This is a genomic window from Streptococcus sp. W151 (genome assembly GCF_053010205.1).
Map to the genome: position 1 here is coordinate 1 of NZ_JBRKNT010000002.1, position 12,028 is coordinate 12,028.

The 12,028-nt window shown below is 43.4% G+C and carries 5 protein-coding genes, 2 tRNA genes and 3 rRNA genes; all 10 read right to left on the reverse strand.

The annotated features are described in order from the left end of the window. Window position 1: 1 nt before the first annotated feature. The 10 genes from ACVC7Q_RS04765 to ACVC7Q_RS04810 all read right to left on the reverse strand — a co-directional run bounded on the left by ACVC7Q_RS04765 (window position 2) and on the right by ACVC7Q_RS04810 (window position 11,856). Window positions 2-74, reverse strand: a tRNA-Val gene (locus tag ACVC7Q_RS04765). Between the two features lie 131 nt (window positions 75-205). Next, window positions 206-321, reverse strand: a 5S ribosomal RNA gene (rrf, locus tag ACVC7Q_RS04770). 79 nt (window positions 322-400) lie between these two features. Then, a 23S ribosomal RNA gene (locus tag ACVC7Q_RS04775) occupies window positions 401-3,302 on the reverse strand. A 123-nt stretch (window positions 3,303-3,425) separates the two neighbouring features. Further along, a tRNA-Ala gene (locus ACVC7Q_RS04780) sits at window positions 3,426-3,498 on the reverse strand. Window positions 3,499-3,551: 53 nt separating this feature from the next. Then, window positions 3,552-5,099: ribosomal RNA gene (locus tag ACVC7Q_RS04785) — 16S ribosomal RNA — on the reverse strand. The 16S, 23S and 5S rRNA genes sit together here with 2 tRNA genes alongside, the layout of an rRNA operon. A 250-nt stretch (window positions 5,100-5,349) precedes the next feature. Next, window positions 5,350-6,276 carry an ATP-binding cassette domain-containing protein gene (locus tag ACVC7Q_RS04790; protein ID WP_021154496.1) on the reverse strand — a complete coding sequence of 309 codons (927 nt, stop codon included), beginning with the start codon at window positions 6,274-6,276 and terminating at the stop codon, window positions 5,350-5,352. Between the two features lie 10 nt (window positions 6,277-6,286). Beyond that, window positions 6,287-7,354: an ABC transporter ATP-binding protein gene (locus tag ACVC7Q_RS04795; protein ID WP_021154495.1), complete on the reverse strand. Its 1,068-nt coding sequence runs from the start codon at window positions 7,352-7,354 to the stop codon at window positions 6,287-6,289. A gap of 11 nt (window positions 7,355-7,365) precedes the next feature. Continuing rightward, window positions 7,366-8,292 carry an oligopeptide ABC transporter permease OppC gene (gene oppC / locus ACVC7Q_RS04800; RefSeq protein WP_049475082.1) on the reverse strand — a complete coding sequence of 309 codons (927 nt, stop codon included), beginning with the start codon at window positions 8,290-8,292 and terminating at the stop codon, window positions 7,366-7,368. Next, window positions 8,292-9,791, reverse strand: a complete 1,500-nt coding sequence (locus ACVC7Q_RS04805; RefSeq protein ID WP_254733173.1) for an ABC transporter permease — start codon at window positions 9,789-9,791, stop codon at window positions 8,292-8,294. Before ACVC7Q_RS04805 ends, oppC begins: the two co-directional genes overlap by 1 nt. Window positions 9,792-9,864: 73 nt before the next feature. Continuing rightward, a complete protein-coding gene (locus tag ACVC7Q_RS04810) occupies window positions 9,865-11,856 on the reverse strand; it encodes a peptide ABC transporter substrate-binding protein (protein WP_447265039.1) in 1,992 nt (663 codons plus the stop codon). Between the last annotated feature and the right edge of the window lie 172 nt (window positions 11,857-12,028).

Here is a 12,028-nt window from a genome sequence, read left to right on the forward strand (position 1 = left end):
ATGGGAGTTAACGGGATCGAACCGCTGACCCTCTGCTTGTAAGGCAGATGCTCTCCCAGCTGAGCTAAACTCCCATATGGTCGTCTAGCTCACTGGTTCCCTGTCGTGCACTGACTCTTGTCAGTTTCGACAAAGTCGAACTTACGTTCTCCTTAGCTGAGCTAAACTCCCAAATGAGCCTAGAATTAACTAGGCTCAATCTCTTGCTAAGCGACTACCTTATCTCACAGGGGGCAACCCCCAACTACTTCCGGCGTTCTAGGGCTTAACTGCTGTGTTCGGCATGGGTACAGGTGTATCTCCTAGGCTATCGTCACTTAACTCTGAATGTTTAAACATTCAAAATTGAATATCTATATTCTAACAAGTTAAACTCACGTTGTCAATATCTTCTGACTCTTTGGATAAGTCCTCGAGCTATTAGTATTAGTCCGCTCCATTGCTCACACAACTTCCACTCCTAACCTATCTACCTGATCTTCTCTCAGGGCTCTTACTGATATAAAATCATGGGAAATCTCATCTTGAGGTGGGTTTCACACTTAGATGCTTTCAGCGTTTATCCCTTCCCTACATAGCTACCCAGCGATGCCTCTGGCGAGACAACTGGTACACCAGCGGTAAGTCCACTCTGGTCCTCTCGTACTAGGAGCAGATCCTCTCAAATTTCCTACGCCCGCGACGGATAGGGACCGAACTGTCTCACGACGTTCTGAACCCAGCTCGCGTGCCGCTTTAATGGGCGAACAGCCCAACCCTTGGGACCGACTACAGCCCCAGGATGCGACGAGCCGACATCGAGGTGCCAAACCTCCCCGTCGATGTGAACTCTTGGGGGAGATAAGCCTGTTATCCCCAGGGTAGCTTTTATCCGTTGAGCGATGGCCCTTCCATACGGAACCACCGGATCACTAAGCCCGACTTTCGTCCCTGCTCGAGTTGTAGCTCTCGCAGTCAAGCTCCCTTATACCTTTACACTCTGCGAATGATTTCCAACCATTCTGAGGGAACCTTTGGGCGCCTCCGTTACCTTTTAGGAGGCGACCGCCCCAGTCAAACTGCCCGTCAGACACTGTCTCCGTAGATGATTAACCTACCGGGTTAGAGTGGCCATAACACAAGGGTAGTATCCCAACAACGCCTCCATCGAAACTGGCGTCCCGATCTCTATGGCTCCTACCTATCCTGTACATGTGGCACAGACACTCAATATCAAACTGCAGTAAAGCTCCATGGGGTCTTTCCGTCCTGTCGCGGGTAACCTGCATCTTCACAGGTACTAAAATTTCACCGAGTCTCTCGTTGAGACAGTGCCCAAATCATTACGCCTTTCGTGCGGGTCGGAACTTACCCGACAAGGAATTTCGCTACCTTAGGACCGTTATAGTTACGGCCGCCGTTTACTGGGGCTTCAATTCATACCTTCGCTTACGCTAAGCACTCCTCTTAACCTTCCAGCACCGGGCAGGCGTCACCCCCTATACATCATCTTACGATTTAGCAGAGAGCTGTGTTTTTGATAAACAGTTGCTTGGGCCTATTCACTGCGGCTGACATAAAGTCAGCACCCCTTCTCCCGAAGTTACGGGGTCATTTTGCCGAGTTCCTTAACGAGAGTTCTCTCGCTCACCTGAGGCTACTCGCCTCGACTACCTGTGTCGGTTTGCGGTACGGGTAGAGTATGTTTAAACGCTAGAAGCTTTTCTTGGCAGTGTGACGTCACTAACTTCGCTACTAAACTTCGCTCCCCATCACAGCTCAATGTTATAGAACTAAGCATTTAACTCAATTCACACCTCACTGCTTAGACGTGCACTTCCAGTCGCACGCTTTAGTTAGCCTACTGCGTCCCTCCTTCACTACATACTCTAGTACAGGAATATCAACCTGTTGTCCATCGGATACACCTTTCGGTCTCTCCTTAGGTCCCGACTAACCCAGGGCGGACGAGCCTTCCCCTGGAAACCTTAGTCTTACGGTGGACAGGATTCTCACCTGTCTTTCGCTACTCATACCGGCATTCTCACTTCTATGCGTTCCAGCGCTCCTCACGGTACACCTTCTCCACACATAGAACGCTCTCCTACCATACCTATAAAGGTATCCACAGCTTCGGTAAATTGTTTTAGCCCCGGTACATTTTCGGCGCAGGGTCACTCGACTAGTGAGCTATTACGCACTCTTTGAATGAATAGCTGCTTCTAAGCTAACATCCTAGTTGTCTGTGCAACCCCACATCCTTTTCCACTTAACAATTATTTTGGGACCTTAGCTGGTGGTCTGGGCTGTTTCCCTTTCGACTACGGATCTTAGCACTCGCAGTCTGACTGCCGACCATAATTCATTGGCATTCGGAGTTTATCTGAGATTGGTAATCCGGGATGGACCCCTCACCCAAACAGTGCTCTACCTCCAAGAATCTCTAATGTCGACGCTAGCCCTAAAGCTATTTCGGAGAGAACCAGCTATCTCCAAGTTCGTTTGGAATTTCTCCGCTACCCACAAGTCATCCAAGCACTTTTCAACGTGCCCTGGTTCGGTCCTCCAGTGAGTTTTACCTCACCTTCAACCTGCTCATGGGTAGGTCACATGGTTTCGGGTCTACGACATAATACTAATGCGCCCTATTCAGACTCGGTTTCCCTGCGGCTCCGTCTCTTCAACTTAACCTCGCATCATATCGTAACTCGCCGGTTCATTCTACAAAAGGCACGCTCTCACCCATTAACGGGCTCGAACTTGTTGTAGGCACACGGTTTCAGGTTCTATTTCACTCCCCTCCCGGGGTGCTTTTCACCTTTCCCTCACGGTACTGGTTCACTATCGGTCACTAGAGAGTATTTAGGGTTGGGAGATGGTCCTCCCAGATTCCGACGGGATTTCTCGTGTCCCGCCGTACTCAGGATACTGCTAGGTATAAAGACTATTTCGAATACGAGGCTCTTACTCTCTTTGGCTGACCTTCCCATGTCATTCTTCTATACTCTTTAAGTCCACATTGCAGTCCTACAACCCCGAAGAGTAAACTCTTCGGTTTGCCCTCCTGCCGTTTCGCTCGCCGCTACTCAGGCAATCGCTTTTGCTTTCTCTTCCTGCAGCTACTTAGATGTTTCAGTTCACTGCGTCTTCCTCTACCTATCCTTAACAGATAGGAGTACTAGCCATTAGCTAGTGGGTTCCCCCATTCGGACATCTCTGGATCGTCGCTTACTTACAGCTCCCCAAAGCATTTCGTCGTTTGTCACGTCCTTCTTCGGCTTCTAGTGCCAAGGCATCCACCGTGCGCCCTTATTAACTTAACCTTATTTTTGGTCTTGCGACCTAAACTCTTTAAATATTTACAGCGTTTCGGTTTATTTTCTTGTTACTATTTGATATAGATATTCAATTTTCAATGTTCAAACTTAACACTACTAAAGTGTTAATGGAGCCTAGCGGGATCGAACCGCTGACCTCCTGCGTGCAAAGCAGGCGCTCTCCCAGCTGAGCTAAGGCCCCACAAGACCTCTCAAAACTAAACAAGACCAACGTACAGGTTTCCTTTTCCTTAGAAAGGAGGTGATCCAGCCGCACCTTCCGATACGGCTACCTTGTTACGACTTCACCCCAATCATCTATCCCACCTTAGGCGGCTGGCTCCAAATGGTTACCTCACCGACTTCGGGTGTTACAAACTCTCGTGGTGTGACGGGCGGTGTGTACAAGGCCCGGGAACGTATTCACCGCGGCGTGCTGATCCGCGATTACTAGCGATTCCGACTTCATGTAGGCGAGTTGCAGCCTACAATCCGAACTGAGACTGGCTTTAAGAGATTAGCTTGCCGTCACCGACTCGCGACTCGTTGTACCAGCCATTGTAGCACGTGTGTAGCCCAGGTCATAAGGGGCATGATGATTTGACGTCATCCCCACCTTCCTCCGGTTTATTACCGGCAGTCTCGCTAGAGTGCCCAACTGAATGATGGCAACTAACAATAGGGGTTGCGCTCGTTGCGGGACTTAACCCAACATCTCACGACACGAGCTGACGACAACCATGCACCACCTGTCACCTCTGTCCCGAAGGAAAGCTCTATCTCTAGAGCGGTCAGAGGGATGTCAAGACCTGGTAAGGTTCTTCGCGTTGCTTCGAATTAAACCACATGCTCCACCGCTTGTGCGGGCCCCCGTCAATTCCTTTGAGTTTCAACCTTGCGGTCGTACTCCCCAGGCGGAGTGCTTAATGCGTTAGCTGCGGCACTGAGTCCCGGAAAGGACCCAACACCTAGCACTCATCGTTTACGGCGTGGACTACCAGGGTATCTAATCCTGTTTGCTCCCCACGCTTTCGAGCCTCAGCGTCAGTTACAGACCAGAGAGCCGCTTTCGCCACCGGTGTTCCTCCATATATCTACGCATTTCACCGCTACACATGGAATTCCACTCTCCCCTTCTGCACTCAAGTTAAACAGTTTCCAAAGCGTACTATGGTTAAGCCACAGCCTTTAACTTCAGACTTATCTAACCGCCTGCGCTCGCTTTACGCCCAATAAATCCGGATAACGCTCGGGACCTACGTATTACCGCGGCTGCTGGCACGTAGTTAGCCGTCCCTTTCTGGTAAGTTACCGTCACAGTGTGAACTTTCCACTCTCACACTCGTTCTTCTCTTACAACAGAGCTTTACGATCCGAAAACCTTCTTCACTCACGCGGCGTTGCTCGGTCAGACTTCCGTCCATTGCCGAAGATTCCCTACTGCTGCCTCCCGTAGGAGTCTGGGCCGTGTCTCAGTCCCAGTGTGGCCGATCACCCTCTCAGGTCGGCTATGTATCGTCGCCTTGGTGAGCCGTTACCTCACCAACTAGCTAATACAACGCAGGTCCATCTGGTAGTGAAGCATTTGCCCCTTTCAAGCAGATGTCATGCAACATCTACTGTTATGCGGTATTAGCTATCGTTTCCAATAGTTATCCCCCGCTACCAGGCAGGTTACCTACGCGTTACTCACCCGTTCGCAACTCATCCGCTCGGTGCAAGCACCAAGCTTCAGCGTTCTACTTGCATGTATTAGGCACGCCGCCAGCGTTCATCCTGAGCCAGGATCAAACTCTCATTAAAATAATTGTTTGTCTTAAACTCATTCTGTCACTGACAGATTTATTGTTTTTTATTGTTCAGTTACTATAACTTCCGTTATAGTGCCCTGCACATTGGTTCGTCTTGTTCAGTTTTCAAAGGTCTTTGTCGCTCTCTCGCGACAACTATATTAGTATATCATGACCTGGACTTACTGTCAACACTTTTTTTCAAAAAATTTTATTTTTTTGAAAGTTTTTTTGAAATAAAGAAAATAGAGAGGTAATCCTCTCTATTTATATTCTTGTCTGTATTTGTTTTCCTCAGCTTTATTAGCCCAAACATAATGACCTGGTTTAATTTCAACCATTTGTGGTTTATCTTCAGAGTAATCATGTTGTTCTGGATCATAGATTTTAAGAACTTTTTTACGTTCTAGAATTGGATCTGGAATTGGGACTGCTGAAAGAAGTGATTGCGTGTATGGATGGATTGGGTGGTTAAATAGCTCTTCAGTTTCTGCTACTTCTACAATAACCCCTTTATAGATAACTGCAATACGGTCAGAAATGAAGCGCACAACTGATAAGTCATGGGCGATAAAGAGGTAGGTCAAACCTAATTCTCTTTGGAATTTTTTCAAAAGGTTCAAAACCTGCGCACGAACCGAAACGTCAAGGGCCGAGATTGGTTCATCCGCAATGACAAATTCTGGTTCCATGACAAGTGCACGTGCAATACCGATCCGTTGACGTTGTCCACCTGAGAATTCGTGAGGGTAACGTGTCAAATGTTCTGCAAGAAGCCCAACTTCATGCATAATATTTTTTACTTTTTCCTGACGTTCTTCTTCACTGTTAAACAAATGGTGATTGATCAAACCTTCAGAGATAATATAATCAACTGTTGCACGTTCATTCAAACTTGCTGCTGGGTCTTGGAAGATCATTTGAATTTTACGGATCAACTCTGATTTTTCACTGTGAGAGTTTCTTCCGTTGATTTTGCGACCGTCATAAATAATTTCTCCAGCACTTGTATCATTCAAACCAATGATAGCACGTCCAATTGTTGTCTTCCCACTTCCTGATTCACCAACAAGAGAGAATGTTTCTCCCTTATTAATGAAGAAGTTAGCGTTTTTCACAGCAACGAATTTTTTACTTCCTTCACCGAAGGAAATTTCTAAATCTTTAATTTCAACTAATTTTTCAGTCATTTCCTTCCTCCTATTCTGTAATGTGAGTGAAGCCCATTTTTGAGCCAATCTTTTCGTGAAGGTTATCGATTACTTCTGGTTTATGAACTGTTGGTGCATCTGGATGGAGCAACCAGGTCTTAGCCCAGTGAGTATCTGTAACTTTAAAGGCGGGTGCTTCTTCTTCAAAATCAATTTGCATCGCATAGTCTGAACGAAGAGCAAAGGCATCTCCTTTGATTGGAGCATACAATGATGGTGGAGTCCCTGGAATAGAATAAAGATCACCATCTGAGGTTGACAATTGAGGCAAGCTTGAAAGCAAACTCCATGTGTATGGATGTTTTGGATCATAGAAAATTTCTTCTACTTTACCAAACTCAACGATTTCTCCAGCATACATAACGGCTACTTTATCAGCAATACTTGCAACCACACCTAAGTCGTGGGTGATAAAGATAACTGTAAATTGGTATTCTTTTTGAAGGGATTTCAACAAATCAATGATTTGCGCTTGAATAGTTACGTCAAGGGCCGTTGTAGGTTCGTCACAGATCAAGATATCTGGACGGCAGGCCAAGGCAATCGCAATAACGATCCGTTGGCGCATCCCACCTGAATATTGGAAGGGATATTCGTCAAAACGACGTTCAGCATCCGGAATTCCAACTTTCTCCATATAGTCCAAAGCCATTTCTCTAGCTTCTTTAGCTGTTTTCCCTTGGTGTTTGATAATGACTTCAGTAATTTGTGAACCAATTGTATTGATTGGGTCCAAACTTGTCATTGGGTCTTGGAAAATTGTAGCGATTTTAGAACCACGAATATTTTCCCAATCTTTATTGGATGCCAAATCCGTCAATTCTTGGCCACGGTACTTAATCGAACCTTGAGCAATACGGCCATTATCTTCTAACATTCCCGTGAATGTTTTTGTCAAAACTGATTTCCCTGAACCTGACTCACCAACCAAGGCAAGAACTTCACCTTCTACTAGCTCAAGCGATACGCCACGAATAGCTGTCAGTACGCGATCGCGCACGTCAAATTCCACTACGATATCTTGAGCAGATAAAATAATATTGTTATTTGATGTCATATCTACTCCTCCTATCTATGTGTACGTGGGTCGCTGGCATCGGCCAAGTTTTGTCCGACGATAAAGAATGACAAGGATACTAAAATCAAAACAGTAAGCGGAATCCAGAATAGGTAGGCATTTGTAGTTACGTTTTGAGAATAGTCAGAAATCAAACGTCCCAAACTTGGAACGGTGATTGGAAGACCAAGCCCGAAGAATGAAAGGAAGGCTTCGTAAGAAATAAAGCTTGGAAGTAATTGTGATGTTTGTGTCACGATTACAGATACCAACTGAGGCAAAATGTTTTTCGTAACAATTTTCAAAGTTGGTGTTCCTAATGTTCGACTGGCAAGGTTGTACTCCAAATCACGGTAACGCATGATTTGGACACGAATGGTATAGGCAATTCCGATCCATCCGGTTAAGGACATGGCAAGAATCAAGTTCCAGAAACCAGATCCCATTGAGTAAGTCAAGACGATAACGATCAACATAAATGGAATGTTAGAAATAACGTTATAAACTTCCATCATGATACGGTCGATGGATTTTGAAATCCCCCAAATTCCACCAACGATAACTCCGACTACCACGTTAATAACCGTTGCAATGAAGGAAATGATAATTGAATTCCGAGCACCAAACCAAACTCCATCAAAGAGGGATTTACCGTTATTATCTGTACCAAATAGTGCTTTTCCACTTGGTGGATTCAAACGTGCTGAAAAGTCATTTACCTTACTTACGTCGTTGTAATCAAAATTTGAAAACATAGGATAGACAAAACTCATCAAGAGAATTCCAATCAAAATAGCAAGCATAATGATAGTGGTTCTTTTTTTCAAGAATTGTCTGAATACAGATTTCCAGTATGAATACGCTGGAGCATCGATTACTTCAGAGGCAAAGTCATCGCGTTTTACAAACTGAAATTTATTTTTATCGATTGTAGCCATTATTTGCCTCCTTTCGTATTCGTTAATTTAATCCGTGGGTCAAGTACTGTCATCAAGATATCACCTAACATGGCCGCAAAGATACCAAGCGATGTGAAAATGAAGACAAGTCCGATGACCATGGTGTTGTTTGATGCTTTAATAGAGTCAATCAACATTTTACCCATACCTGGGAAAGCGAAGACTGTTTCAGTAAGTGTCGCACCTGAGATAACTCCAATAATAGCACCTGGAATACCAGACACCAATGGGACCATTGCATTTTTGAAGATGTGTTTTCTTGAGATCTCACGCTCTGACAATCCTTTTGAACGAGCAAAACGAACAAAATCTTGCGAGTGGATATCGATCATGTAACGACGAATCCAAACTGCGATAAATGGCGCACTCAACAAACCAAGAATCAGAGAAGGCAATACATATGAACGCCAATCCTGTGCTCCAAGAACTGGAAATGAGTCTGGAAGTCCAAAGAAAGAACCTGTTAGACGCACAATGTAAACAAGGGCAATAGTTGGAAGAGACATCATAAATGTCAAAACAGCTGTCGAGATGCTATCAAACCATGAGTTCTTGAACAGAGCCATGTAAGATCCTAATGGGATCGCAATCAAGTAAGCAATCGCAATACCAATCAAACCAATGATTGAAGAAGATGCAATCATGGATGGATTCTCGTAATTGCTCAAAGTTGCTGTATAAGCATCCCCTTTACCAAATCGACTGATATCTTGTGAATCTGCCTTACTTGGTGATTTGTAAGTACGTGAGTAGATATCGATTGAAGATGTCTTTTTACCTGTTGGGAAGTTCACTTCACTCTTCTTAGTTGTTCCTTGTCCTTGTGTGATAACTTGAAGAACTGGGGTATTAGAATAAGTTGGATATGAATTTCCAAGGTTTAAGGTTACAAAGTTTTGGTGTACATATGGGAATTGACCATTAAAGTACAAGAGGTATTTGTGTTTCGTTCCAGAACCTACAACTGACCAACCAATAGATGGATCATTTTCAATACGGATATAGCGTTTGAGATTTGGGTTTGAGGCATCTTTCACCCAACCTGGATGATCAAATTGAATCAAATTCGCATAGAAGCTGATGACACGTTCAAAAACCGGAATTTCACGCACCGCATAGAAAGACTTACTTTCTGGGAAACGTTTCAACTGCCAACCATGACCTAATTTGTTAATGTATTCCTTATAGATCTTTTCATTAGCAGTCGTCGCATCAACTGTTACAGAAGAATCTTCTTTACTTGCTTTTTGTTGCAAGCTCTTTGAATCCATGTATTCCAAATAACCCATGCGATCGTAGACCGTATTTTCGTAGTTGATCTTCGAATCTTTTGTCTTCGCTACTTTATTGTAGTTGGGGTCATTTTTAAAGATGAGATTTCTCGGTGTTAGCGTATAGATAATCATGTAGGTTAATGTCGTGACAAGAAAGATCGACACTAACGAACGCAAAATACGCATAAAAACATATTTTTTCATATTTCATTCCTTTAATGTCCAAAAGAACTTTCTCCCCTAGAAGAGAAAGTTCTAATGAAAAGCAATAATTTAATTATTTAACGTGTTTTTCAAGATCTTGTTGAGCTTTTTTGTTTGACTCAACTTTTTCTTTTTGCCATTTTTCACGTGCTTGTTCGTATTGTTTCTTAGTAACTGGTTCATCTTGAACTTCTACATATTTGAAGTATGCTGATCCTTTGTTACCAGCTTGAGCTGAAGCACCAGAGAATGGTACCACTTTAGAGATGACAGTTGCTGCACCTGATGATGACATTGTAGGTACTACAATTGCGCTATCTGTCAACCAAGCTTGAGCTGCTGCATATTTTTCATAACGTTTCACAACATCTTGAGTTTCGTTATTTGCATCGTCGAGAAGTTTTGCAAACTCATCCAAACCTACAGCTTTAGCTGATGGGTTATCTACACCACCTGCAAAACCAAGGTAGACTTTTGTTTGGTCTTCAGAAGATGGTTGGAGAGTATCAAGGTAAGTTGATGGATCTTGATAGTCTGGGTTCCAACCGACCATACCTTGAAGATCCCAATCTGCATCTGCTGCTGATGGCACGTTCAAAGTAAGGTTCAATACTTCATCTTGGTCCATCATTTGAAGATCAACAACTACGTTGTCTTTACCAAGAGTTTCTTCCACTGTTTGTTTCAATGACTGCATACGTGTAACTATACTTGTTGCATTTTGAATAACAGGAACGTCAATATGAATTGGGAATTGAACGCCGTCTTTTTGAAGTTCAGCTTTTGCTTTTTCAAGTTGTGCTTTAGCTTTATCTTTGTTGTAAAGACCGTCTTGACCATCTGCAAGGTTGATACCCTTCCACTGGTCTCCATAAGTAGTCAACTTATCTGCAACTACATTTCCGAAGTCTTTTCCATCTACTTGTACGAATGCAGGTGCAACATATGTATTACGGATAGCTGGTTTAGCAAATTCTTTACCATTGACTTGTGCTGAGTAGTTTTCACGGTTCAAGGCAAAAGTGATGGCTTGACGGAAATCTTTGTTCAAGATTGCTTTCTTAGTAGAAGATTTTTCAGCATCTGATTTCTTAGCAGTGTGTTTGTATGATTGGCGATCGATATTGAAACCAAGGATTGCTACACCTGAACCAGCTGGTGTGTTGTAGATATTGTCTTTGTATTTTTTCTCTACTGTTGCAAAGTTTGAGCTTGATGGGAAAAGACGAGCAGCTGTATAAGCTCCATCAGAGAAACCACGTGCCAATGAATCTTGATCTGATCCATCGTAATAAGTAAGTTTCACTTCCTTGACGTGAACGTTTTTCTTATCCCAGTAGTTGTCATTCTTTTCAAATACAACGGATGATTTTGATGTAATAGATTTAAGAAGGAAAGGTCCGTTTGCAAGGACTGATTTCACATCGTTTGGTTGACCAAAATCATCGCCTTTACTCTTCAAGAAGTCTGTGCTAATTGGGAACAAGATTCCGTTAGTCGTTTTAGAATTCCAGAAAGTTTCAGGTTTGTTCAATGTGTACTGAAGTGTATAATCGTCTACAGCTTTAACACCAACTTGGCTGAAGTCTGTAGTTTTTCCTTGCACATAATCATCCAAGCCTTTGATTGAGCCTTGAACTAATGGAAGTTCTTCTGATTTTTTATCAGCAGCGTGTTTCAAACCAGTCACGAAGTCTTTGGCCGTCACTTCACCGCGTTCTTCACCGTCTGCATCGTACCATTTAACCCCTTTACGAATCTTGTAGGTATAAGTCAAACCGTCTTTTGAAACAGACCAATCTTCTGCAAGTGATGGCACAAGATTTCCATACTTGTCATTTTCCATCAAACCGTCTACGATGTTTGTAGTGAGATCTTGAGTGGCAGATTTAGAAGACACAGTATAGTCCAAAGTTGTTGGGTCAGTAGTGTAGACATAACCATAGTTTTTGTCTTCGTTTGAACCAGAACCTGATTTACTTGTGTTTGATCCTGAACATGCAGCTAACAATCCAGCTGCAAGGAGTGTTACTCCGGCAACTGCGAATACTTTACCTTTTTTCATAGGAATTCTCCAATAGTTTTTTTAGATTTGTTTAAGATTATATCACAAGTAGAAAAAAAAGTAAACTAAATTTTCTGAATATTCGCTTTATCACTATCCAAAAACCTTGCTATGACTGACTTTTTAGTCTAATTGATGATTTTACGATTTTCCATTAATCATTTGTATGATA

Excerpts from the sequence above, each read along its gene's own strand:
- ACVC7Q_RS04790 (WP_021154496.1), bottom strand. The coding sequence starts at position 6,276 with ATGACTGAAAAATTAGTTGAAATTAAAGATTTAGAAATTTCCTTCGGT.
- ACVC7Q_RS04795 (WP_021154495.1), bottom strand. The coding sequence starts at position 7,354 with ATGACATCAAATAACAATATTATTTTATCTGCTCAAGATATCGTAGTG.
- oppC (WP_049475082.1), bottom strand. The coding sequence starts at position 8,292 with ATGGCTACAATCGATAAAAATAAATTTCAGTTTGTAAAACGCGATGAC.
- ACVC7Q_RS04805 (WP_254733173.1), bottom strand. The coding sequence starts at position 9,791 with ATGAAAAAATATGTTTTTATGCGTATTTTGCGTTCGTTAGTGTCGATC.
- ACVC7Q_RS04810 (WP_447265039.1), bottom strand. The coding sequence starts at position 11,856 with ATGAAAAAAGGTAAAGTATTCGCAGTTGCCGGAGTAACACTCCTTGCA.